General features: G+C 50.0%; 21 protein-coding genes. 9 read left to right on the forward strand and 12 right to left on the reverse strand.

What is annotated here, in order from left to right:
• Positions 1-11 precede the first annotated feature (11 nt).
• Positions 12-2099 (forward strand): elongation factor G, encoded by a 2088-nt coding sequence (gene fusA / locus DU002_RS16160; RefSeq protein ID WP_114339476.1) that lies wholly within the window; start codon positions 12-14, stop codon positions 2097-2099.
• A gap of 89 nt (positions 2100-2188) precedes the next feature.
• On the opposite strand, the gene DU002_RS16165 is transcribed toward fusA, so the two are convergent.
• The 4 genes from DU002_RS16165 to acuI form a co-directional block, all read right to left on the reverse strand.
• A complete protein-coding gene (locus DU002_RS16165) occupies positions 2189-2443 on the reverse strand; it encodes a hypothetical protein (RefSeq protein ID WP_114339477.1) in 255 nt (84 codons plus the stop codon).
• Positions 2444-2468: 25 nt separating this feature from the next.
• Positions 2469-3293, reverse strand: coding sequence for a carboxylesterase family protein (locus tag DU002_RS16170; protein WP_114339478.1), 825 nt, complete (start codon positions 3291-3293; stop codon positions 2469-2471).
• Positions 3294-3330: 37 nt separating this feature from the next.
• The gene (locus tag DU002_RS16175; RefSeq protein ID WP_114339479.1) at positions 3331-3855 is read right to left on the reverse strand and encodes a DUF1697 domain-containing protein; all 525 of its coding nucleotides are present in this window, start codon (positions 3853-3855) and stop codon (positions 3331-3333) included.
• A 307-nt stretch (positions 3856-4162) separates the two neighbouring features.
• Positions 4163-5140: an acrylyl-CoA reductase (NADPH) gene (gene acuI / locus DU002_RS16180; protein WP_114339480.1), complete on the reverse strand. Its 978-nt coding sequence runs from the start codon at positions 5138-5140 to the stop codon at positions 4163-4165.
• 237 nt (positions 5141-5377) lie between these two features.
• Between acuI and DU002_RS16185 the strand changes: the two genes are divergently transcribed.
• Complete coding sequence (locus DU002_RS16185) at positions 5378-5773, forward strand: hypothetical protein (RefSeq protein WP_114339481.1); 396 nt, start codon at positions 5378-5380, stop codon at positions 5771-5773.
• Between the two features lie 88 nt (positions 5774-5861).
• Positions 5862-6230, forward strand: a complete 369-nt coding sequence (locus DU002_RS16190; protein ID WP_114339482.1) for a DUF2750 domain-containing protein — start codon at positions 5862-5864, stop codon at positions 6228-6230.
• Between the two features lie 70 nt (positions 6231-6300).
• Here the strand turns inward: DU002_RS16190 and DU002_RS16195 are convergent, their stop codons facing one another.
• The 8 genes from DU002_RS16195 to DU002_RS16230 all read right to left on the reverse strand — a co-directional run bounded on the left by DU002_RS16195 (position 6301) and on the right by DU002_RS16230 (position 17638).
• A complete protein-coding gene (locus DU002_RS16195; RefSeq protein WP_147271885.1) occupies positions 6301-7038 on the reverse strand; it encodes a hypothetical protein in 738 nt (245 codons plus the stop codon).
• 207 nt (positions 7039-7245) lie between these two features.
• Positions 7246-8004, reverse strand: coding sequence for a hypothetical protein (locus DU002_RS16200; protein WP_233496520.1), 759 nt, complete (start codon positions 8002-8004; stop codon positions 7246-7248).
• Between the two features lie 55 nt (positions 8005-8059).
• Positions 8060-9904, reverse strand: coding sequence for an alkaline phosphatase (locus DU002_RS16205; RefSeq protein ID WP_114339484.1), 1845 nt, complete (start codon positions 9902-9904; stop codon positions 8060-8062).
• An 11-nt stretch (positions 9905-9915) separates the two neighbouring features.
• Positions 9916-11499, reverse strand: coding sequence for an alkaline phosphatase (locus DU002_RS16210; protein ID WP_114339485.1), 1584 nt, complete (start codon positions 11497-11499; stop codon positions 9916-9918).
• Between the two features lie 267 nt (positions 11500-11766).
• Positions 11767-12396 (reverse strand): PEP-CTERM sorting domain-containing protein, encoded by a 630-nt coding sequence (locus tag DU002_RS16215; protein WP_158538093.1) that lies wholly within the window; start codon positions 12394-12396, stop codon positions 11767-11769.
• Between the two features lie 242 nt (positions 12397-12638).
• Complete coding sequence (locus DU002_RS16220) at positions 12639-13178, reverse strand: PEP-CTERM sorting domain-containing protein (protein ID WP_158538095.1); 540 nt, start codon at positions 13176-13178, stop codon at positions 12639-12641.
• A 184-nt stretch (positions 13179-13362) separates the two neighbouring features.
• Positions 13363-14277, reverse strand: a complete 915-nt coding sequence (locus tag DU002_RS16225; RefSeq protein WP_114339488.1) for a response regulator transcription factor — start codon at positions 14275-14277, stop codon at positions 13363-13365.
• Complete coding sequence (locus DU002_RS16230) at positions 14270-17638, reverse strand: hybrid sensor histidine kinase/response regulator (protein WP_114339489.1); 3369 nt, start codon at positions 17636-17638, stop codon at positions 14270-14272. The genes DU002_RS16225 and DU002_RS16230 overlap by 8 nt, the downstream gene beginning before the upstream one ends.
• Between DU002_RS16230 and DU002_RS19305 the strand changes: the two genes are divergently transcribed.
• The 6 genes from DU002_RS19305 (at position 17633) to urtD (ending at position 24108) form a co-directional block, all read left to right on the forward strand.
• On the forward strand, positions 17633-17818 hold the full coding sequence (locus tag DU002_RS19305; RefSeq protein ID WP_131415750.1) for a hypothetical protein: 186 nt from the start codon (positions 17633-17635) through the stop codon (positions 17816-17818). The two genes, DU002_RS16230 and DU002_RS19305, sit on opposite strands and share 6 nt — an antisense overlap.
• An 85-nt stretch (positions 17819-17903) precedes the next feature.
• Complete coding sequence (locus DU002_RS16235; RefSeq protein WP_114339490.1) at positions 17904-19037, forward strand: porin family protein; 1134 nt, start codon at positions 17904-17906, stop codon at positions 19035-19037.
• A gap of 51 nt (positions 19038-19088) precedes the next feature.
• Positions 19089-20381, forward strand: coding sequence for an urea ABC transporter substrate-binding protein (gene urtA / locus DU002_RS16240; protein WP_199405263.1), 1293 nt, complete (start codon positions 19089-19091; stop codon positions 20379-20381).
• A gap of 141 nt (positions 20382-20522) precedes the next feature.
• Entirely contained in the window at positions 20523-22163 is a 1641-nt protein-coding gene (gene urtB / locus DU002_RS16245) for an urea ABC transporter permease subunit UrtB (RefSeq protein WP_233496521.1), read from the forward strand.
• A gap of 2 nt (positions 22164-22165) precedes the next feature.
• Positions 22166-23281: an urea ABC transporter permease subunit UrtC gene (urtC, locus tag DU002_RS16250; RefSeq protein WP_114339491.1), complete on the forward strand. Its 1116-nt coding sequence runs from the start codon at positions 22166-22168 to the stop codon at positions 23279-23281.
• Positions 23282-23355: 74 nt separating this feature from the next.
• Positions 23356-24108, forward strand: a complete 753-nt coding sequence (urtD, locus tag DU002_RS16255) for an urea ABC transporter ATP-binding protein UrtD (RefSeq protein ID WP_233496529.1) — start codon at positions 23356-23358, stop codon at positions 24106-24108.
• Positions 24109-24110 lie beyond the last annotated feature (2 nt).

Consider the following 24110-nt stretch of genomic DNA (forward strand, 5'->3'; position numbering starts at 1 on the left):
TGAGTAACGCAATGTCAGACTTATCGCACTATAGAAACATTGGTATTTTCGCGCACGTTGACGCGGGTAAAACCACCACTACAGAACGTATTTTGAAACTTACCGGTAAGATCCATAAAACTGGTGAGGTACATGACGGTGCAGCAACGACTGACTTCATGGAACAGGAAGCTGAGCGTGGTATTACCATTCAGTCAGCGGCGACTACCTGTTTCTGGAAAGATCACCGCATGAACATCATCGATACTCCAGGACACGTTGACTTCACCGTTGAAGTTTACCGTTCACTGAAAGTTCTCGATGGCGGTGTTGGTGTCTTCTGTGGTTCAGGTGGTGTAGAGCCTCAGTCAGAAACTAACTGGCGCTATGCAAACGAATCTGAAGTAGCACGTATCATTTTCGTCAACAAACTTGACCGTATCGGTGCCGACTTCCTGCGTGTTGTTGGTCAGGTAGAGAAAGTACTTGCTGCTAACCCACTGGTTATGACGCTGCCTATCGGCCGTGAAGATGACTTTAAAGGTGTTGTCGACATCTTAACTAAAACAGCTTACGTATGGGACGACTCTGGCCTGCCAGAGAACTTCGAAATCGTAGATATCCCTGCTGATATGGCTGACCAGGTTGACGAATATCACGAGAAGCTGATCGAAACTGCGGTTGAGCAGGACGACGAATTGATGATGGCTTACATGGAAGGTGAAGAGCCTTCAATGGAAGACGTTAAGCGTTGTATCCGTGCCGGTACTCGTACTATGGCGTTCTTCCCAACTTACTGTGGTTCTGCGTTTAAGAACAAAGGTGTTCAGTTGATTCTGGATGCAGTTGTTGATTACCTGCCTTCACCAACAGAAGTTGATCCTCAGCCACTGACTGACGAAGAAACAGGTGAGCCTACTGGTGAGCACGCTCTGGTTACCGTTGACGAACCATTCCGCGCATTGGCATTTAAGATCATGGACGACCGTTTTGGCGCCTTGACCTTTATCCGTATCTACTCAGGTAAGTTGAACAAGGGTGACACCATCCTGAACTCAGCTACTGGTAAGACTGAGCGTATCGGCCGTATGGTTGAGATGCATGCGGATGAGCGTAACGAATTAAGCTCTGCACAAGCCGGTGACATCATCGCTGTTGTTGGTATGAAGAACGTGAAGACCGGTCACACACTGTGTGATCCTAAGCATCCATGTACTCTGGAGCCAATGATCTTCCCTGAGCCAGTGATCTCAATCGCTGTTGCGCCTAAAGATAAGGGCGGTTCTGAGAAGATGGGTATCGCTATCGGTAAGATGGTTGCTGAAGATCCTTCATTCCAGGTTGAAACTGATGATGATTCAGGTGAAACCATCCTTAAGGGTATGGGTGAACTGCACCTAGACATTAAGGTTGATATCCTGAAGCGTACATATGGTGTTGAGCTGGTTGTTGGTCAGCCTCAGGTGGCTTACCGTGAAACTATCACCACACCGATCGAAGACAGCTACACACACAAGAAGCAGTCTGGTGGTTCTGGTCAGTTTGGTAAGATCGATTACCGTATCAAGCCTGGCGAGCCAAACTCAGGTTTCACGTTCGCATCAACCGTTGTTGGTGGTAACGTTCCTAAGGAATTCTTCCCTGCGATTGAAAAAGGCTTCAAGAGCATGATGGAAGAAGGCCCATTGGCTGGCTTCCCTGTGCTGGACGTAGAAGTTGAACTGTTTGATGGTGGTTTCCACGCAGTTGACTCATCAGCTATCGCGTTTGAAATTGCAGCGAAAGGTGCTTTCCGTCAATCTATGCCTAAAGCTGGTCCTCAGTTGCTTGAGCCAGTGATGAAGGTTGACGTATTCACTCCTGAAGATCACGTTGGTGATGTTATCGGTGACTTGAACCGTCGTCGTGGCATGATCAAAGATCAGGAAGCTGGCGCAACTGGCGTTCGCATTAAGGCTGATGTACCTCTGGCAGAGATGTTCGGTTACATCGGTAGCCTGCGTACCATGACTTCTGGTCGTGGTCAGTTCTCTATGGAGTTCGCACACTATGCACCGTGCCCGAACTCTGTAGCTGAGACTGTTATCGCAGAAGAGAAAGCGAAGAAAGCTGCTAAGTAATTTCATTTAGTTAGCACTGCTTAAAGAAAGCCCCGATAGCGAAAGCTATCGGGGCTTTTTGTTGCCATCAAATCAGGCAATAACAAGCTTTAAGACCTGATTAGTTTAACTCTCTGTATCACTACTTTAAGTAAGAAGAGCAGCACTAACAGTACAAGCGCGTAGCTGAAAGCTGGCAGGAACCAGCTAATGGCCGTATCGAACAAAGGCTGCCAGTGGGTGCCTTGCTCGTTGCGAAATATCTGCCCAGGGTTCTCTAGCCACTCCCACAGCGTAACCACTGTCGTCAGCAGCACAGCGAAGAGTAGGCTGGAAGCAAAGATATGTTTTATCGCTTTCAACATGTCTAATCTCTTTTGCTTCGCTTGTTTATTCCGGCTGTTTCCAGATTGACTCTATCCAAGGTATAGCTTGATAAAGCGCATCAGTAAACGCCGCGAAATCATAGTGATCAGCCTGCTCTAATGTCACCAGCGTGGCATCGCTGCCGCTGGCCTGAAGTTGCATGATGTAGTCACGGGTTGCTGTCACGGAACTCACCTGATCGGTGAGTGAATGGATCGCATAGATGGGGATCTGCCACTTTTGTTGCGCTGGCGTCGCTTGTTCTGGTGCCGGAGGCATGCCAGAAATAGGTAGTATCGCTGAGAATAGTGCTTGGTGCCTCTGGCCAAGGAACCAAGCGCCAGTGCCGCCCAGGCTGTACCCTGTCAGCAGTATTTTGTTTGTATCGATCTGATAAGCTGCTTGGATGCTCGCTATCAGCTGTAACAGTGCCGCTTCGTTAGCTGGCGTTGTCCAGTCGTTGCTTAGTGCGTCGGGAAGTACGATTAGCGCGTTTAGATCCGCAAGGGCTGGGTCGATTAGGTCATAGAACATATCTTCGGCAAAGAAGGGAGTGATATTACCGCTGTAATGCAGCGCGACGACGAGAGGTGTTGCTGCGTTGGCTAAGTCATTTTCTGGTACCGATAGTACAAAGCGTAAAGGTTCGGCGGAGCTGCCGTCAGCATGTTGCCGCAGCAATTGCTCATCGTATACCCCAGGCGAACGTCTTATTAATGGCTGCGCTAGGGGTAATTTCTGCGCCGATGAAGAAACTTGTGGCGAGGGAAGGGCGTTGGCGTGGCCATAGGCAGAAAACAGGGCACTACAAGTTAGAAGTAAGACTAAAGGTAGAACGATCCGTTTCATCTTTGCGTCCTGAATGCTGCACGGGATGCTGTTACTGTTACAGCATCGCGAGCATTTTTGTCACACTATTGCGGTTTCTTGCGGTAACAGAGACGCCTAGGCTTTTTTCGATATGCGCCGCCAATTTTGAACGACCAATGCCGTCTGGTGCGAACAGATAGAATATCTTTTCGTCTAGTTCAAATGATTCATTTTCAGACTTCAGCGTGTCAAGCGTATCAAAGTCTGGGGCTGTTGGTGTGCCAGATAAAAAGTAGAAATGCTGTGATTTGGGCTCGGTGTTTTTGAACGGGCTTTTATCGACGGCGGCTTGCAGATCGTCAGGGGTAACTAGCATCACTTCAGGCTTGAAACCAAACTGAGTTTCTACTGCCGAACTTATCTTTTCTGCTAAATCGTCTTGCTCTGTTTGGCTGGATTGAAAAAGTACGTTGCCGCTTTGAATATAGGTTTGTACGTTCTGCAGCCCAAGCTCTTCAATAAGTGGCTTAAGCTCTGCCATTGGTACTAGATTCTTGCCACCAACATTGATACCACGAAATAGCGCAATTTGAGTATTCACGTTTTATCCTTAAACAGTGCTGCCTAGCTGAGCGTTTTCGCTGACTTTGCCATAACAATCGAATCGTTATTCGTTCGTAAGTGGCAAGCGATTATCAGCTTCCTAATAATTAACCATACCAGAGCTAACCAGCTGTTGTTATGACTATTTTTAATTTCTGCTGGCGGCACTTCACTTGGCTCACACTGCCGAGTGTATAAGGCGGGATAAAACCGCAGACTAAAGTACTGATAGAGGATTGACGAAAAAGGAGAGAGCCCATAAGTATGCGCTCTCTCTGTTTGAGGAGATAAGCTAAAGCGTCAGTTTAAAGCTTAACTAACGTGCGTCCCGTCACCTGTCCCAGCGTGATCTTTTCTGCGTACTCTGTCACTTGCTCTAATGAGATCTCGGTGCAGGCTTGGGCATAATAGCTAGCAGGTAAAAGCTCTGACAGACGTTGCCACGCCGCTTTGCGCTTCTCATAGGGACACATTACTGAGTCGACGCCTAGTAGTGCTACGTTGCGCAGAATAAAAGGCATCACTGTGGTCGGCAGATCAAATCCTCCGGCTAAGCCGCAAGCGGCGACGGCACCGTTGTAATCTATTTTTGATAACACATTAGCGAGCAGTTGACTGCCAACCGTGTCGATAGCGCCTGCCCATAACTGCTTGTCTAATGGGCGACCTTTGCCTTCCAGTTCGCTCCGGGGCACGATGCGCGTTGCACCGAGTGCTGTTAGTAGTTCGGCGTTTTCTGGACGTCCAGTCACGGCAGCAACGCGATAGCCTAGTTGCTTCAATAGTGTGACAGCAACAGAGCCGACACCGCCGCTGGCGCCGGTGACTAATATCTCACCTTTATCCGGCGTGACACCATAGCTTTCTAGTGCCATGACACAGAGCATGGCGGTAAATCCCGCGGTGCCGACCATCATCGCTTGTTTACCTGTCAGCCCCTCGGGCTTTGGTACCAACCATTCAGCTTTTAGGCTGGCCTTTTCGGCGAGGCCACCCCAATGGTTCTCGCCAACGCCCCAGCCGGTGAGAACCACTTGGTCACCTGCTTGATAGCAGGGGTGCTTTGAAGAGATCACGCTGCCAGCCAGATCGATGCCGGGCACCATGGGGAAGTTACGGATGATCTTTCCTTTACCTGTGATTGCCAGACCATCTTTGTAATTGATGGATGAATAATCCACCGCAATGACCACCTCTTCTTCTGGTAGTGCTGACTCATCCAGTTGGCGGATCTCTACCACCTGCTTTTCGTCTTGTTTATCAATGACCAGAGCATTAAACACGGCATATCCTTCATTTATTGGCGGAGCTTAATAATGTACGCAAAGTCTAGACGGAATTTAGGGCTTACGTGGCAAGTAAGATCAATCATGCCAGAGTGTTTGGCTAGAATGCGTTTCAAAGGGCGCTGTGCAACAGAGCGCAAACATCACTTATTTAGATTAAAGAGTTGTGTGGTTGCACACGATAACCAAGGGAGAGCTATGTGAGTATTTAGAGTGAAAGTAGGGGAGGTCGATATGTTTGCAAGTCATGGTAGTTATGAAATATCACTTCTTCAGAATAACAGTATTGTGAAAGTGAAGTTTATTGGGGCGTGGAACAAAGAGGCTGTGTTTGATTTCTTCGACGATCTGAAAAAATGTCCGCTTGCTGAGCGCTGGGTAGCCATTGCAGATCTGACCGAGTGGGAAGGTGCCACACCTGAATTGACTGAAGCCTATCTGCCCGTGGTGGATTGGTGTTTGGCTCATGGCGAATGTGCTACGGGTCATATCTATGCAAAGAACTGGCAATACCTGTTTGTGGAAAAGTTGCGCCTTTATCGCAGCCAATCGATACCTCAAATGAGTTTTACCGATGAGAGCAGCGCGATTGCATGGGCGAATAGCCAATTGCATGCTGTAGCCGTGTAGAAATCTACTCTGTTGGTGGCGAAATGGCTGTTTTTTCGCCCTGGAACTGTGTAGATTGCGCGAGTTACCATTTGAATGAGAGAACCCCATGACTGATACAGCGAAGAATACAACAGCCTTATTCGGTGAAAAATCCGAGACACGCTATGAAGCTTTTTTAGAGATGGCGTTAGCCGCTGAGCAAGTCTGGGTTCTGAAAGACGATGAAGGTTGCTTGATTGTTACCTCTGGTGATGAAGAGTGCTTACCCGTATGGCCTTCTGAAGATGCGGCCGCCGCTTGCGCTATCGCGGACTGGAAAGGCTTAGAGCCACTGGCTGTTAGCTTGGTGGATTGGATGGAAAAATGGCTCCCAGGTATGGAAAAAGATGACCGTGTCGTGGCTGTCTTTCCTAACTTAGCAGGTGAATCCTTAGTCGTTTCTGCCAGTGAACTTTATGCAGAGTTAGACGCATAGTCTAACTTTTGCAGCCCCATGCCACCTTTAGCCTTGATAGATAGCTATGGTGGCTACGGGGATATTGGGGCTAGAAAGTAACTTGTAACGAAACGCTGTTAAATCCAGGGACAATGCGCCAGTTGAAAGCGCTTTTTTCCGCTTCATTAAACTGTTGCTGATAACCGTTCCAGCCTTCCTGTGCAGCATCCGGTTGTGTCCAAATAGCTGCTTCGCTAATTGCTATCCCCAACGCAGCAGAGCCTAGGGCATCGCCACTATCACCCCATGCTGCAATGGCTGCGGCACCGAGTAAATTAACGCCAACGCCAATCAAATGCGGCTTTAAGGTGTAGCGTTCATCTGCACGCCATGCACTCTGTTCCAGCATCTTTTCTGCTTCCGCCAGTCTGGCGAGTTTCTCTGCGCGGTTATTGCCCGGCAGCATCTGATACTCGTCCCAGCCAGCAACCACGGGTAGCGGCTTTAGCATCATCATGGCAAAGCCACCCGTTGACTTCACTGCGCCAACCCACTGCTTGGTTGATTCATCAGAATCATCTTCGTCGTTTGCTTTGTATGCCTGTGCTAACGCGCTGGCACCATAGAATCCGGTCCAGCCAAATTGCCAATAGGTAGATGGTGTTTGGATCTCATTCAGACGTGCTTCCAGATAGCTTAGGCGCTCGTCAATTTCGCTCTCTTCCATTAACTGAAAATCTTGTGCCATTAAAGAGGTGCTGAAGATTAGAGCGAATCCGCAAAGGGTGGTTTTGACGAGAGGGATGTTGATGAAGTGGGAAAGCAGCATTGGGGCATCCTTATTCATGACTTATTACTTGTTGTTGTTTTAAGCATAGAGCAAAGCGAAGCAAGACAACATGCTAACAACTAAAGAGTTTATGCTAACTATATAAATTCACTATGGGTAGTGGTGTCGTCAAGCAGCAGCATTGCTGAAGGGGTGGGCTATCAGGTGAATACCTACCAGATAGCCCTTGTATATTTGGCGGGGCTGGTGAAAAGAGAACTGACGCTAGTGGTGGTGTTCGTGACCTGCCAAAGCGTTGCCTTGAGTATCGTAGAATCCAGAGGCACCGCCTTCAATAAACCCTTGGGTGACCATTTGAGTGAGAAACGGATCGGTATGGTCGTCACCAATATCGGCATAATCAGTTGCCTGGTAATTTTGGCGTACTGCGAAGAATGTGTTGATCGTCTTTCTATCGTGAGCAAGGGTCACCAACTGCCACTGCTCTTGCTTATTACCATAATGGCGTTGAAGGGAATGGATCAGCTGTAGCTGCGGTAACCAAACCAGGGTGGTTTTTTCATTGTTGCTATTGAGCTCCAGCGTTTGGCGCTTGTCGCAGCCCTCTCCTTGCTCCGACTTCAGAGTGAATTTTTCCAGTTGCTGAGCGGAGATCAGTTGATAGCGGTGGGGCCAGTCCTGTTCCTGCTTACCATGTACTTTTTCCCCAGGTTGATATTCGATAGCGCGTTGGTAGTGATCAAAAAAGCGGGTGGGCTTTATCCAGTTATTGCCGAGTAGATCCCATTGTTCGGTGATCTGGGTGGCAGGGTATTGGTGGGCTACTTTATTGCCATCGCGCCAAAGCCAGAACGCTGTGGTCTGTTTCTTTCCGTGTTCAGTCATGTCGATTTGATAATGAGCAGAAAGCTGCTGCGACAAGATTGAGCACTGCGATGCGGGCGTGGCGAAAGCCACTTGAGAGAGCAGTGCGAGTAAGGAGAGAGCGAACAGTGAGGCAGTTTGTAAATTCTTAATAGGCATAATGTCAGATCCAGAAAAGGGAGGTGTGAACCTCCCTTTTTTTTGTTATGAATAATTAAAGCTTGGCGTTAGCTTGTTCGGCCAAATTGCCACTGAGATTCATGATGTGAAAAATCATATTCTGCTCGTTGGTACCATTCACCAGAAACGCACCAGGGCCTTGTGCATAGATCCCCACGTCTTCTCCCGCATGGGTTTCAGAACTCATAGGTACCAGAGCTTCTTGGTGGAAGCCCGGACTGGTGGTGTCGACGTCGCCCAAGTCCTGACGTCCAGCGGCTGGATCCAAGCCATAAGTGGCATCAGCATTAGTTTCAGCGCCTAGGTTACGGAAGCCCCGGCCGTTGGTATAACCCAAGGTTGTATAAGGCATACCATCGCTGGCAGTGGTAGGCTCATCGCTACCAATTCCAACAACCTTGCCAAGGATCGGATTACCACGCTTTGGATAGCCAGCAATAGTAAATACATGGCTATGATCCGCCGTCACAATGATCAGTGTTTCTTCATCGTTGGTCAGTGCCAAAGCCGCTTCAACGGCTTTAGCAAATTCGATGGTATCGGTCAGGGCATTGTAGGCACTTCCGGCATGATGAGCGTGGTCTATGCGGCCAGACTCAACCATCAAGAAGAAGCCATCTTCGTTGTTGTCGAGCACCTGAATCGCTTTGCTGGTCATCTCAGATAACGATGGTTCACCTGCAACATCATTGGCTCTGTCCGCTTCATACTGCATATGAGATTCGTTGAACAAGCCAAATAGGTGAGCAGTCGTTTCCGTGTCCACCGCGTCGAAACCGCTCTGGTCGTAAATATAAACACCATCCATGTGATTAGCTTGCCATTCAGCAGTCAGATCTCGGCCATCGGTACGATCACCTTCAACCGAACTCACTGCGTCGGGACTGTTATACATAGCGTCTTTAGGCAAGAAGTGCCGACGACCACCGCCCATTACCACCTCTAAACCATCAACATCCAAGCCGGCATAACGGCTTTCCAGCAGAGACTCGAAGTTCACCAGCTGTGCTGCAATGTCTTCACAACCTGCAACAACCGCAGCTTCTGGCATGTCGGACACATCTTCCCAGTTACGATCGGCAGACTTAGCATAAGTGGCCGCGGGTGTTGCATGAGTGATCCGTGCGGTAGAGATCAGTCCGGTTGACTTGCCAGCGATCTCTGCCAGCTCCAGTGCTGTTACCAATTCGTTTCCTGCGACTGTTGCGCAGTCGCCGCGCTCGATATCTTCATCGACACCGATGACACCGACATCGGTCTTCACACCACTCATCATCGCCGTCATGGTACCCGCTGAATCAGGGGTCTGAGCGTCAACGTTATAGGTCTTTGCTAGACCTGCAAAAGGCATCATGTCAAAGCTCAACATATGCTCTTCGCCGTTGCCACCTTGCATCTGGCCTTCAAGAATGCGGGCTGCGGTGACGGTGGAAATACCCATGCCGTCACCGACAAACAGAATGACATTTTTTGCTTTGCCTGCGACTTTGGTCGTGACCACACCACCATTGGCACTGCGTGGTTGCGTGCCGATCACTTGCTGCCACACAGATTTGGCTTCAGCGATTTTGTTTTGCGCTGCGCCAAACCAGGGGTTGTTGAGAGTGGTTAACAGTTCTGCGGTCGCTACACTGGTATTGCCGGCGGAGCAGACATAACTGGTGTCCAGTACCTCATCAGCGTCCAGTGTACCGTTGGTATTATTGTCTAGTCCGCTTTGCACTTGAGTACCGCCATTCGGGCAGTTTGTATCGCCCACTTCCAGTTGGGTTTGGGCGATCAGGCTCGTCAGGCCGTTATCGCCATCGTCACCATCATCACAACCGGCTATCGCCAACAGTGCGGTACCTATAACCAAGCTTAATTTAGTCAGTTTCATTGTCTTGTTCCTTATTCCGCGACCAGGCCAAGGGATTGGTTGATGATGTGGAAAATGATGTTCTGCTCAACCACGCCCTGTAGCAATTGCGCACCAGGCCCTTTGCCGTGGATGGCAACATCTTCACCAGCATGGGTTTCTGAACCGAGTGGGATAAGGGCTTCCTGGTGGTAACCTGTACTTGTGGTATCAACAGTCGTCAGATCTTGGCGGCCGTTGCTGTTGTCCAAGCTGTAAGTCGCATCGGCATTGGTTTCTGTGCCTAAATCTCGGAACCCTTTACCATTGGTATAGCCAAGGGTTGTATACGGCATACCATCTGCAGCTTCTGCAGGTTCATCGTTGCCGACCCCCACCACTTTGCCCAAAATTGGGTTGCCGCGCTTAGGGTAGCCGGCGATGGTGAATACATGACTATGGTCAGCTGTCACTAAGATTAATGTTTCATTGGGATCGGTCATTTCGACAGCTTGCTGAACTGCTTTCGCCATTTCGATGGTATCGGTCAATGCGTTGTAGGCGCTGCCAGCATGATGGCCATGGTCAATACGGCCAGATTCCACCATCAGGAAGAACCCTTTATCGTTATTGCCTAGTACGTCGATGGCTTTCTCTGTCATCTGCGACAACGAAGGCTCACCGGCAATATCGTTGTCTCGGTCTGCTTCATACTGCATATGAGATTCGTTGAATAAGCCAAATAGGCGAGTTGTTTCTGCTGGATCTATGGCATCGAAGCCTGCTTGATCGAAAACATAGTGGCCATCGCTGTACATTGCTTGCCACTCAGCGATCAGGTTGCGCTCGTCAGTACGATCGCCTTCGATTTCACTGGCCGCATCGGCGCTATTAGCTGTCGCATCCTTTGGCAGAAAGTGGCGTCGACCACCACCCATCACAACATCGATGCCATCGACGTCGATACCGGTAAAGCGGGCTTCTAATCTTGGTTCAAAGTTAACTAGCTGCGAAGCGATATCTTCACAGCCACCGTTCACCGCGTCTTCGGGCATATCTGATATATCTTCCCAATTACGGTCTGCAGATTTGGCGTAGGTGGCGGCGGGGGTCGCATGGGTGATACGAGCGGTAGAGATCACGCCGGTGGACAAGCCGCGGATCTCAGCCAGTTCCAGCGCAGTCACCACTTCGTTGCCTGCAGCGGTTGAACAATCGCCGCGAACGACATCTTCATCTAAACCGATCACGCCAGCGTCTGTTTTTAAACCCGACATCATGGCGGTCATGGTGCCTGCTGAATCGGGCGTCTGCGCATCAACATTGTAGGTTTTGGCCAGTGCTGTATGGGGGAATGTTTCGAAGCTCAGATAGTGCTCCTCACCCATAGCGCCAGCGAGCTGACCTTCCAAAATGCGCGCGGCGGTGAGGGTCGAAACTCCCATGCCATCGCCGACAAAAAGGATCACGTTCTTCGCTTTGAATTGAGTACTGGCTTGCAGTTTGGCATTGAGTAATACGCTGGCTTCACTGTACCAAGCGTTGTCCATTTGGCTCGTAGGTACAACCTGGGCTTGAGCCTGGGCAACAATGGCCGCGGCCAAGGCGCCGGATAGGGCTATCCTGTTTAGTTTCATCTCACTGTCCTAAATACCGTTGAATGTTCGGAAATTGAACGACTGTTGTGATAAGAGTCACGGCGTAAGGTTAGAGAGGTCGGATGACAGAAATGGGACGTTTTTGTTGCGGGAAGATTGCTTGTTTGTGACGTTTGGGTGTCTATGCTCGCAGGGGCTAAGGTGAGCAGGTAGGACATTGAAACTTTGTCAGCTTGATAAAACTAAAAACGCCCCCGATCAACGGAGGCGTTTATTTACGAGCAGTAAACTTGCGGTGTTAACCTACTATTTGTTACGGCGGCGCAAGCCTAATCCAGCTAAACCGAGTCCAAGCAGCAGCGCGGTTGCAGGTGCAGGAACCGCTACAGCGTTAGCGACTAAGATTACTTTTTCCCAATCAGTGCTGTTGTTAAGTCCCAAATAGCTGCCAGCACGATAACCGCCAACACCATTTAACGTGTGCCAGCAAAGACGATCTCTTTCCGATGCCGCTGCTGTATCGCATTCGAACTTGTTGACGTCGTCACCCAAGCCTGCGAAACCCCAAGACCAGCCATCTGCATAATACCATTCTGCGCCATTGGCGGTCGTGGTGACGTCGTTATTGGCTGCACCTGTGTCAGTCAACACATCATCCCAGCCTGCTGCTGCAAGTACTTCAAAAACATCGGAGCCTGTGCGGCGCGCAGCCAGCATCAGGTAGTCACCTGAACAGTTGGCTAACTCATCGTCAACAGTTGTACCCATAGGCGTAGCATAGGTAGCTGAATAACACTCGCTCCAACCCCAATCGTTAGTAACGGTGGAAACAGCAACATCATTCTGTGGGCCGTAAGGGATCACTGCAGCACTGGCAAAAGCACTTGCGGCGAGCAGAGAGGCTCCCAATGTGGTTTTTACTAAGTTATTCAACATGAACATCATCCTACTATGTTGGTATTGTTAATGGTTATTACGCAAACACAAGCAGGTATTGTGCCGTTATTTTTATTGTTTCATATCAGTGTGTTAGCGGTGTCAGCTTCGGCGGGGATAGTTTCTTGTAAACTCGTCTGACACTGATAGGCGTTAATGGCAGGTTGTTAGTAGCCACAAAGTGAAAACGCCTTCGTCAATCGAAAGCGTTTTTCATTGAATGATGGATTATCACACGTGGTTCACTTGTTGCGCCGACGCAGACTTAAACCGACTAACCCCAGTCCAAGTAGGAGAGCGCTCGCCGGTGCAGGAATGGACGCAAACGTCAGGTTAATATGCACGGAATCAACACCCGTGATGTTGCCTCCTTGCCAATTGACAAACAATGTATCGTCAACCCAACTTAGCATTGAATCGACATAGTCATCAGTGTTGGCCGAGAAGCTCACGGCGGAAAGATCCGCTAGTACGCCACTATCAAATATAAATTCAAAGCCATTGTAAGAGGTGTTTACCCAACGGCAACAGGCGTCATCTTTGTAGTCGAAATGAATGTAGTCATCGCCGATGTCTATGTAGTCAAAAGCGTCCCAATCACCTGGGAATCCGGTGGGATTAACCCATTCATTGCCTGCGGCAACCGTGCTGATTTCTGTGTGTAAGATGGAACCGTATGTGGCATAGTGGTAATTCGCTGTGACACCGCTACCCATCAATCCAGCGTTTGCTGATGATGTTCCTATGATTAGCATTGCGATGGCTAGTAATGAATTCTTCATAATACTCATCCTTACTCTGCGTGCTAAATGATTGCTCAAGTAGGATCAAGCATATAGTGTGCCGCGATATATTTCGCTTAATAAACAAAAGATAAGCAACTCATATCGATGAGTGGTCGATGGATTTGTAAAATCTTCTGACGCTGGAACACTCGATAATGTTAAGTGCCTCATTGAGGGGAAGTTAAGCCGGTTGTGCTTCTCCGCCATCCAAGATCCGGATCGAGATCGCTGCGGCGGCCGTGCGATTATCCACATCAATCTTTTTAAACAGCTGCTCCAGGTGTTTGTTCACGGTGCGTGGGCTCATCGATAGTATTTGTGCGATCTCCCAATTGGTTTTTCCAAATGATACCCAGTACAGCACTTCTGATTCCCGTTTGGTGATGGGGAGTTTTTGCTGCAGTGTTTCCGGTGATTTTTCTGATTCAGCCGCCACTAATCGGATTAAGCTATGGCCCGCTTGATGCTCGCCACCAAACTGAGCGTGCATCGGCATCTCAAACAGCGAAATGGTCAACGGCAGTGCCGGATCGTCCTGCAACCAAGTGATTAACTGTGCACTGATGCTATGCCAGATCTCGGCTTCCTCACCCTTCGCCGATGCGACCAATTGATGGACATGGGGTGTCGCCCACTCAATCTCGCCCTGATGGTCGACGCAGATGACGTATTGCCCTGCATGATCCAATGCCGTTTGCGCACTGATCGCTAAACGGGCGTTTTGCGTGTGTACCTTGATCCGTGCCATCACCTCTTCGGCGACGATCGGCTTGGTGACATAATCAACACCACCGACTTCGAAACCGCGCACCACGTGCTCTACATCGGTGAGGCCAGTCATAAAGATCACCGGGGTCATGGGTAACTGTTGCTTGATCTTTTCACAGGTTTCAAACCCATCCATGCCCGGCATCATCGCATCCATCAGGATCACATCCGGCGTGATACGCTCAGCTATGGATAACGCCTGTTGGCCTGATAGAGCCACCAGTACCGTCAGGCCAGCGTTGTTCAGCGCGGCATTGAGCATCCCCAAAGATTCTGGTGAATCATCGACGACTAAGACAATTGAGCTGACATTGGGTGTATTACTCATCGATTAACGCTTCCAGATAGGTGACGATCTTTTCAAAATCACAACGTTGAGACTCTTGTCGCATGCGGTGAATAAAATCACTACCGGCGATCTGTTGTTGTTCCAGCTTACCCAAGCTATCGGAGAATGCACTCAGGTAGCCAATCTCTGCCCAATTTTTTAGTTCTTTGAGGTATTTGCTTGCAGGGATAAGGTCTGGCGTATTGAGCGTTTTTGCCGTGTTACTCTGCTCGTCATCTACCTTCTCGGTATCTTGTATCTGCCAGTTCAGGTTCAGCAGTCGGCCAATTTTCCCTAACAAGGTGTTTAGCTCCACCGGTTTGGTGAGGTAATCATTATGATATTGGCCAAGCAGATTGTCGTGCTCACTCTCTAAGGTGTTGGCGGACACCATCATGATGGGTTGGGTGAAGCCCTGTTTTCTTAGTTGAATAGCCAGCTGCCAGCCGCTGATCTCAGGCATGGCAACGTCTAACAGGAATAGATCAACCGGGCAATGCTGGCAAAGCGCCAGGGCTTCCGTGGCATTGGCTGCCTGATAAAGAACAAATCCAAGTGGTTCTAGGATATCTTTCATTAGCTGACGCTGTGAGCTTTCATCATCTACGACCAAGAGGGTCTTTTCATCCCCCTGATAGCCAATCACATTGGCATCAGGCAGCTTGACCCGGTTAGGTCGTGCGACTTGCGGTAACATGAGGCTCAAGGTGAACTCACTGCCCACCCCTAGGGTGCTTTTAAAATCGATATTGCCGCCCATCAGTTCAGCTAACGAGCGCGAAATAGTCAGGCCTAAGCCTGTACCGCTGATGGCTTGCGTCGATAGGTTTCTGACCCGTTCAAAGGGGCGAAAGATTAATTCGCGATCCGCTTCATCAATGCCGATACCAGAATCTTTGACATGGAAGTGTGCGACCTCGTTGCGATAATTGACGATAAAGCTTACAGAGCCCTCTTTGGTAAACTTGATCGCATTGGAGAGCAGGTTCATCAGGATCTGACGTAAGCGCTGTTTATCCGCGGCGATAAATTCTGGCAGATACCTGCAGGGCTGATAGTCAAACTGGATCCCTTTGTTGACCGCTTGCAGTTGGAACATATCTACCAACTGATTAAGAAATTCGGTGATCTGAACATCGTCTCGTTGCAGTTCGAGACGACCCGCCTCAATCTTTGATATCTCTAACAGGCCTTCAATTAAGTCCGATAGATGCTCACCGTTGCGACGTAAAATCGCTGCGTACTCGCGCTTCTGTGTACTTAGTTCATTATCTTTACTGAGCAGCTGGGCGTAGCCGAGCAATACATTGAGCGGTGTCCGCAATTCATGGCTGATACCTGCTAAATAACGACTCTTTGCTTGGTTTGCCGTTTCCGCCGTTTCTTTGGCTCGCTGCAGGGCGCGATAAGTTTCCTCATGGGCATCAATCTCCTGGCTTAGCAGTTCAGATTGTGACTGTACCTCCTGCATTGCGACCCGACTGCTGCTACGGGCAAGGATAAACAGCCAGCTCACTACGCCGATTAGGATCAGAAGTAAGAAGAACGCTTTGATAAAGGCGGTAGCGACGCTGCCATCGGCGGCAAGTGCCTCCGGTACTTGCGCATAGGCAAGGGTCAGTATGGCTGACATCACAGAGGAGATGGCGAGCATCACCAGCACAAACTGGCCCATGGAGCCACCAAGTTTTTCTACCCAGGCAGGGGACAAAAAACGCCCCGCAAACTGTCGTGACTGCGCAGTTAAGGTTGCGTGGGGACGACACTTGTTGCCACAGCGTACATCCAGGCTGCAGCATAGCGAACAGATGGGACTATTATACGCTGGACAATGGGTCATATCCTCGCGTTCAAACCGCAGTTCGCAAACGCTGCAGGTCTCCAGCTCGGCGGCAAACAGTTCCGCAGGACGGGCCAGGTAGAACTTGCTTTTCGTCAGCCAAGCGAATAGCGGTACGGTGATAAAGGGCAATAAAAATGCGACAAAGGAGGCCATCGCTTTGAATAGCTCGCCGAACAGGCTCAGATGGCCCATGATGCCAATGATCGAGGCCAGGAGCATGGAGCCAACACCGACCGGGTTGATGTCATAGAGTTGTGAGCGTTTAAATTCAATATGCTTGGGGCTGAGTCCGAGGGGCTTGTTGATGATCAGATCGGCAACGATCGCGCCGATCCAGCCCAACACCAATACCGAATAGATCTGTAGCATCTCTTCTAATGCCTGATAGACGCCGAGGACCATCAATAGCAGGGCGATGACGACATTAAATACCACCCAAACTACCCGTCCAGGATGGCTGTGGGTAATACGGGAGAAGTAGTTTGACCACGCCAAAGATCCAGCATAGGCATTAGCCACATTGATTTTTAACTGCGAAACAATAACGAAGCTGGCAGCCAGAAACAGTGCCAAGCCTTTATTGTCGGTGACATAGTTAAATACCACCATATACATATGCGCTGGGTCGTCGGCCACCAGCGCGGGCAACCCGTGAGCCAGTGCTAAGTAGGCAAGAAATGAACCCAGGATCATTTTCGGCGCACCTACCAGGATCCAGCCCGGGCCGCCCAGTAGCAAAGCTGTCCACCAACGTAAGCGGCTCTTTTTGGTTGGCTCGGGCATAAAGCGGAGAAAGTCCACTTGCTCGCCAATCTGCGCAACCACCGAAAGCAGTACCGCACAGGCGGCGCCAAACATTACAAAGTTGAAGCTGTTGTCGTTGCTTTCATCGAGGCCAGCGTAGTTAATCCACTCATTGAACTGGCTGTCTGGGTGGGTAAATACGAAATATAGTGGTACCAGCTGCATCGCCAGCCAGATCGGTTGTGACCATTGCTGGAAGCGGCCGATATTGGTAATACCATGGGTAACAAGAGGGATCACTATTAGCGCACTAACCACGTAGCCCACTAATAGGGGAACCCCGATCAATAGCTGCAAAGCCATCGCCATAATGGCTGCTTCAAGGGCAAAGAAGATAAAGGTAAAAGAGGCATAAATAAGCGAAGCGATGGTGGAACCGATATAACCAAAACCGGCTCCGCGACTGAGTAGATCGATATCAACACCGTACTTGGCCGCGTAGTAACTGATTGGGATACCGCTGAACAGGATCACGAGGCTGACAACACCGATCGCCCATAACGCATTGATCACGCCATAGTTAAGCGTGATCGCCCCGCCTAAGGCTTCTAATACCAGGAACGATACCGTGCCTAGTGCTGTGTTTGCGATCCACGCCATATTCCAACGTCTTGCCCGCTTAGCGGTAAAACGCAAAGCAAAATCCTCCAACATCTCGTTGGCAACCAGCTTGTTGTAGGTGCGTCGGGTCGCAAGGATCTTATTGGAATGCATCGGTGGCGTGCGCCTTTCCTTCATGTTTTTACTGGAGAACGAACAAAGTATGCCGACTGCTGGTCGCAGCCGCATGCGTCATTTGACGTATATCGCTACTGCGTTATGCGCATAGGCTTTGTTGCCTCTTCCCTGAATACTGCAATGGTCACCACCGATGATACGACAGAGCGGCAATAAGAATAAGCCCCATAGAGGGATGTCCTTGTATCGACTTCCGGTGCCAAAGAGATCCAATCCAATATCTTGAACAGGGAGTGCGCAAATGAGAACCCATAAATTGACCACGGTCGCCGCCGCAACATTGCTAGCTATTAGCTTGGCTCCGGTTGCCAATGCAGGTGCCAAATTAGAGATCACCGAAGACAGCTTCATCAATCTGGGAGCGGGGATTCGAACTACCGCTTCAGGTACTGAGGACGGTTCACCCAATGGCGACAGTTGGTCGACAGATTTTAATGTCGACAATATTCGTCTGTACTTGTCTGGGCAGTTGATGCCTGCGGTGAAGTTTACCTTTAACACTGAAAAAATCGATGGCGATATCGATGTGCTTGACGCCATCGTGCAGTACGAACCAAGTAAAGAGTTCAATATCTGGGCGGGTAAGATGCTCACCCCCGCCGACCGGATTGAAATGAGTGGCCCGTTCTACGCATTAACCTGGAACCAGTACACAGTACCACTTTACCCCTCAGATCAAGGTGGCGAAGCCGGACGTATTGGTCGTGATGATGGTGTCACTGTGTGGGGCGCGTTCGACAAATTCCAATATGCCGTGGGTGTCTTTGATGGTTTAGAGGGCTACTCCAACCAAGATGACAATCTGTTATTTGCCACACGTCTCTCATATAGCTTCTGGAATATGGAAGGTAATCCTGCTTATTACACTAGTTCCACCTACTACGGTGCGGCCGGTGATGTACTGACCTTAGGTGTTTCTGCTCAGTATCAAGAAGACGGTACCGGCACGACGACTGACGCCGAAGACTTTACCGGCTACGCCGTTGATGTCTTGATGGAAAAAGTACTCGATGGTGGCGGGGTCGTTACCCTCGAAGGCGAATACAAGATGTTTGATGCTGACTTGAGCGCTGCCGCTCGCGCCTCAGCCGATTGTTTTTGCCTGTTTGATGGCGATGCCTATTTTGCCACGGCAGCTTACCTATTCGCGGATCCTGTGGGGATCGGCAAGGTACAACCTTATGTGCGTTACACCTCCAACAGCCCTGATGATTACGACGACTCGGATCTCACCGAAGTTGGCGTGAACTACATCATCAAAGGTCACAACTTGCGTTTGAATGCCAACTACACCACGGGTGATGCCAACGCCAGTGGCTATGCGGCAGCAGATGATGCCGACAGCTTTAGCTTAGGTGTGCAGTTCCAGATCTAACGACCATCTCATTCGATAATGATGAAATAGAGACAACAAGGGAAGCGGAAGATGAAGATGAAAAAACTACTATTAGCTGGCTCTATTATGACCAGCATGCTCCTCGCCGGTCAGGCGATGGCAGCAAAGAAAGAAGAGACCATCAAGGTCGGTGTTCTGCACTCTCTGTCAGGCACCATGGCGATCAGTGAAACGACGCTGAAAGACACCATGTTGATGCTGATCGAAGAGCAGAACAAAAAAGGCGGCGTGCTCGGTAAAAAGCTTGAAGCCGTGGTGGTTGACCCGGCGTCCAACTGGCCACTGTTTGCGGAAAAAGCCCGTGAACTGATCCAGAAGCATGAAGTGTCTGCTGTATTCGGTTGCTGGACCTCAGTGTCTCGTAAGTCAGTACTGCCAGTGTTTGAAGAGCTGGATAACCTGCTGTTCTACCCGGTGCAGTATGAAGGTGAAGAGTCCTCTAAAAACGTGTTTTACACCGGTGCTGCACCCAACCAACAGGCGATCCCTGCGGTTGATTACTTGATGAATGATCTGGGTGTTAAGCGTTGGGTACTGGCGGGGACTGACTATGTTTATCCACGTACTACCAACAAGATCCTAGAAGCCTATCTCAAGGCGAAAGGGGTAGATGCCAAAGATATCACTATCAACTACACGCCGTTTGGTCACTCTGATTGGCAGTCTATCGTTGCCGATATCAAGAAGTTTGGCTCTACCGGTAAGAAAACTGCCGTCGTTTCCACCATTAACGGCGATGCCAATGTGCCTTTCTACAAAGAGCTGGCTAACCAAGGCATTTCAGCGGAAGACATTCCCGTGGTTGCCTTCTCTGTTGGTGAAGAAGAGCTTTCAGGTATCGACACTGCACCTTTGGTTGGGCACCTGGCGGCATGGAACTACTTCATGAGCGTTGAGGCGGATGAAAATGACGATTTCATTGAAGCATGGCAGGCGTTTGTTGGCAGCGACAAGCGAGTGACCAACGATCCAATGGAAGCGCATTACATTGGCTTCAACATGTGGATTAAAGCGATTGAGAAAGCCGGAACAGCCGATCCAGCCGCCGTCCGTGAAGCGATGATCGGTATCTCTGTGCCAAACCTGACGGGTGGCTACTCAGCCATGATGCCTAACCATCACATCACCAAGCCAGTACTGATCGGTGAGATCCAAGACGATGGCCAATTTGAAACCGTATGGCAGACCTCAGGTCTGGTTCCGGGCGATGCATGGTCTGATTTCCTTGAAGGTTCAAAGAGTATTGCCGCTGATTGGCAAGCGCCTTTGATGTGCGGTAACTACAACGTTAAAACCGCTAAGTGTTCTGGACAAAACTACTAAAGCAAGTGTGAAGCGCGGCCTCTTCCTGGTGAGGCCGCTCTTTTTCTCCCTCTGTCGCAGATGGAGATTTTTTTTGATGTTTAGCTTCAGTCAGCCACCGCTTTGGTATGCCGATTGAAAGTAGGGAAGGAGTCACCGCCCTTGAAATGGTTATCGTTTTTTTTATGTTGGATGGCGTTGGCGCTGACCTCATCCGCCCACGGGACTGTTGTTGAAGAACCCCTGGCGGCCGATCAATTCAACCAAGGGCTGACATTGCTCGGCTCTAAAAAGTATCCGCAAAAAGAGCAGGCCGTGCGTTTGCTATTGGCCAGTAAAGATCCTCGCACACAAACGATCTTACAGCTGTTGCTGGATGGGCAGCTTTACCGTCAGAAAAAGACCAACGCGGTCGTGTTTATGCAGAAGGCGGAAGATGGCGCTACCCATGTCGCGCCGTTGCTGGTTGACGGTGAGATTAATCGATCATTTGCCGGCCTTCTTGCTGTCAAAAAGCGCAGCGTAAAACGAGTGGGTTTGAACAACGCCCTGCGCAAACAGATTAAACAGGGATTAGCGACCTTGGGGTTGGCAGCGGAAGATCCTGCCAATCGCGCCGCAGCTATCGAAGCGCTAATCGGTGAACTTACGCCTGAAACAAATGGATTACTGGTCGAGCGGTTGGCGTTAGAAACCGATGACGACGTGCGTGAACTTATCACTATTGCTTTGGCCGTCGATAACCTCAATAAAGAGAGTACGGATCTGGCCGCTGATATTGCTGTATTGGCTGACAGCCTGCAGCCTACCGCCCGCAATGCCTTGGTCAGTTTTGCTGATGCCACAGAGAATCCTGAGTTAAAGCAGCAAGCAGAGAAAGCGCTGGCGCGTATTGACCAAAAAGTAAAATATTCCGGCTTTGCTGAAACGCTGTTTTTTGGTTTAAGCCTGGGGTCGGTATTAGTACTAGCGGCCATTGGTCTTGCCATCACCTTTGGCGTGATGGGCGTGATCAATATGGCCCACGGTGAGTTAATCATGCTGGGTGCTTACACCACTTATGTGGTTCAGCTATTGATGCCCAACCACATTGGTTTGTCGATCCTGGTAGCGATACCTGCTGCGTTCATTGTTTCCGGCGTAGTCGGTATTGCCATTGAACGTTTTGTTATCCGCTTTTTGTATGGTCGTCCGTTAGAAACATTGTTGGCGACCTTTGGCCTCAGTTTGATTTTGCAGCAGGCGGTGAGAAGCGTTTTCTCCCCCCTCAACCGTTCTGTTGCAACCCCTGATTGGATGAGTGGCTCACTGATGATTAATCCTGTGTTGTCACTCACCCTTAATCGCCTCTATATCGTGCTGTTTTGTCTCATCGTGTTTGCGCTGCTGTTCGCACTGTTGCGTTATACCCGCTTAGGCTTGCAGGTGCGTGCCGTATCGCAAAATCGGGCGATGGCCCGCGCGATGGGCGTGCGTTCATCTCGGGTTGATGCCTTGACCTTTGGCTTGGGCTCGGGTGTAGCAGGGGTGGCTGGTGTGGCACTGAGTCAACTCACCAACGTCGGGCCTAACTTGGGGCAGGCCTACATCATTGACTCGTTCATGGTGGTGGTGTTTGGCGGCGTCGGTAACTTGTGGGGCACCTTAGTGGCTGGGCTGTCACTTGGTGTGGCCAATAAGATCATGGAGCCGATGGCGGGCGCAGTACTGGCGAAGATCCTAGTGCTGATCTTTATCATTCTATTTATTCAAAAACGACCTAAGGGCTTGTTCCCGCAGAAAGGTCGTTCGGCGGAGGATTAAGCATGAGTGTGCAGTCGCAAAACGTGTTTAATCGCGCGACCGTGGTATTTCTCGGAACCCTGTTTGTGGTGGCCGTGTTAGTGCCCGTGCTAAATATGCTGGTGTCGCCAGACAGCAGTTTTCACCTCAACACCTATACCGTGACCTTATTGGGCAAATATCTGACCTATGCGCTGCTTGCAGTGGCCGTGGATCTGGTATGGGGTTATCTCGGCATTCTTAGTTTGGGGCATGGTGCCTTTTTCGCTCTTGGTGGCTATGCCATGGGCATGTATCTGATGCGTCAGATCGGTGACCGTGGCGTTTATGGGCATCCGCTATTACCAGACTTTATGGTGTTCCTCGATTGGCAGGAGTTACCTTGGTATTGGCTGGGCTTTGATCAGTTTTGGTTTGCCGCGTTAATGATTGTTCTAGTGCCGGGTTCGCTGGCGTTTGCCTTTGGTTGGTTGGCGTTTCGCTCACGGGTGACCGGGGTTTATCTGTCGATCATGACCCAGGCCCTGACCTTCGCGCTGCTGTTAGCCTTCTTCCGTAACGAGATGGGTTTTGGTGGTAACAATGGCTTGACCGACTTTAAGGAGTTGCTTGGTTTTAACCTGCAATCAGATGGTACTCGCATTGGCCTATTCCTTTGCTCGGCATTGGCGCTGGGGCTGGGGTATCTGGCCTGTAGGTTTATTATCGCCAGCAAGTTGGGACGGGTATCGATGGCGGTGCGCGATGCGGAATCCCGTACCCGCTTTATCGGTTTTAAAGTGGAATATATCAAGCTCGCGGTATTTACCTTTTCCGCCGTTTTGGCAGGGATCGCCGGTGCTCTGTATGTGCCGCAAGTGGGCATTATTAACCCGTCAGAATTTTCGCCGCTGAACTCTATTGAACTGGTGGTATGGGTCGCTATTGGCGGTCGAGCCACGCTATATGGTGCGGTGATCGGTGCCATATTGGTGAACTACGCAAAAAGTTATCTTACCGTCGCTATGCCTGAAGTGTGGCTGTTTGCTCTTGGCGCACTGTTTGTGGTGGTGACGCTGTTCCTACCTAATGGCCTGGTGGGGTTATTTAACAACCTTAAGCGTAAACAGAAGGCGACTGCCGAGGAGGCAAACGCATGAATATGACCGATGCGTTTTATGAATACGGCCGCCGTGATCAGGTGTTCGAATTTCTTAAGCCTGTGCAATCGCCGATGCTGGATGTGGCCAAAGGTTACATCCTCTATCTGGAAGATATCAGCGTCAGTTTTGATGGCTTTAAAGCGATTAACGACCTGAACCTCTACATCAAAGAGGGTGAACTGCGTTGCATCATCGGCCCCAATGGCGCAGGTAAAACCACCATGATGGACATCATTACCGGTAAAACCCGTCCTGATAGTGGCAGTGCCTGGTTTGGCCAAAGCATCAACCTGTTGAATATGAGTGAGCCTGAGATCGCCCAAGCGGGGATCGGCCGCAAGTTTCAGAAACCCACGGTATTTGAGCAACTGAGTGTGTTTTCAAATCTGGAACTGTCGATGTCTGGTGCCAAAGGGGTGTTTGCCACGTTGACCGCTCGTTTAACTGGCGAGCAGAAAGATCAGATCGATCAGGTACTCACTCAGATCGGTCTGCTGGATCAGCGCTGGTTAGATGCGGGGAGTTTGTCCCATGGCCAGAAACAGTGGTTAGAAATTGGCATGTTGCTGATGCAGAACCCGAAACTGTTATTGGTGGATGAGCCTGTGGCGGGGATGACCCATCAGGAGATGGATCGTACGGGTGAGTTACTGACCTCGTTAGCGGGGCAACACTCCATCGTACTGGTGGAGCATGACATGGACTTTGTGCGCTCGCTCGCTAAGCAGGTCACCGTGTTGCACCAAGGTAGCGTGTTGGCAGAAGGCAGCATGGAACAAGTGCAGCAAGACCCGCGCGTGGTCGAAGTTTATCTGGGAGAGTAACC

It is taken from the genome of Corallincola holothuriorum, assembly GCF_003336225.1.
Classification (GTDB): domain Bacteria; phylum Pseudomonadota; class Gammaproteobacteria; order Enterobacterales; family Neiellaceae; genus Corallincola; species Corallincola holothuriorum.

Coding starts and splice junctions, on each gene's coding strand:
- fusA (WP_114339476.1), top strand. CDS start 12: ATGTCAGACTTATCGCACTATAGAAACATTGGTATTTTCGCGCACGTT.
- DU002_RS16165 (WP_114339477.1), bottom strand. CDS start 2,443: ATGTTGAAAGCGATAAAACATATCTTTGCTTCCAGCCTACTCTTCGCT.
- DU002_RS16170 (WP_114339478.1), bottom strand. CDS start 3,293: ATGAAACGGATCGTTCTACCTTTAGTCTTACTTCTAACTTGTAGTGCC.
- DU002_RS16185 (WP_114339481.1), top strand. CDS start 5,378: ATGTTTGCAAGTCATGGTAGTTATGAAATATCACTTCTTCAGAATAAC.
- DU002_RS16190 (WP_114339482.1), top strand. CDS start 5,862: ATGACTGATACAGCGAAGAATACAACAGCCTTATTCGGTGAAAAATCC.
- DU002_RS16195 (WP_147271885.1), bottom strand. CDS start 7,038: ATGAATAAGGATGCCCCAATGCTGCTTTCCCACTTCATCAACATCCCT.
- DU002_RS16200 (WP_233496520.1), bottom strand. CDS start 8,004: ATGCCTATTAAGAATTTACAAACTGCCTCACTGTTCGCTCTCTCCTTA.
- DU002_RS16205 (WP_114339484.1), bottom strand. CDS start 9,904: ATGAAACTGACTAAATTAAGCTTGGTTATAGGTACCGCACTGTTGGCG.
- DU002_RS16210 (WP_114339485.1), bottom strand. CDS start 11,499: ATGAAACTAAACAGGATAGCCCTATCCGGCGCCTTGGCCGCGGCCATT.
- DU002_RS16215 (WP_158538093.1), bottom strand. CDS start 12,396: ATGTTGAATAACTTAGTAAAAACCACATTGGGAGCCTCTCTGCTCGCC.
- DU002_RS16220 (WP_158538095.1), bottom strand. CDS start 13,178: ATGAAGAATTCATTACTAGCCATCGCAATGCTAATCATAGGAACATCA.
- DU002_RS16225 (WP_114339488.1), bottom strand. CDS start 14,277: ATGAGTAATACACCCAATGTCAGCTCAATTGTCTTAGTCGTCGATGAT.
- DU002_RS19305 (WP_131415750.1), top strand. CDS start 17,633: ATGCATCGGTGGCGTGCGCCTTTCCTTCATGTTTTTACTGGAGAACGA.
- DU002_RS16230 (WP_114339489.1), bottom strand. CDS start 17,638: ATGCATTCCAATAAGATCCTTGCGACCCGACGCACCTACAACAAGCTG.
- DU002_RS16235 (WP_114339490.1), top strand. CDS start 17,904: ATGAGAACCCATAAATTGACCACGGTCGCCGCCGCAACATTGCTAGCT.
- urtA (WP_199405263.1), top strand. CDS start 19,089: ATGAAGATGAAAAAACTACTATTAGCTGGCTCTATTATGACCAGCATG.
- urtC (WP_114339491.1), top strand. CDS start 22,166: ATGAGTGTGCAGTCGCAAAACGTGTTTAATCGCGCGACCGTGGTATTT.
- urtD (WP_233496529.1), top strand. CDS start 23,356: ATGCTGGATGTGGCCAAAGGTTACATCCTCTATCTGGAAGATATCAGC.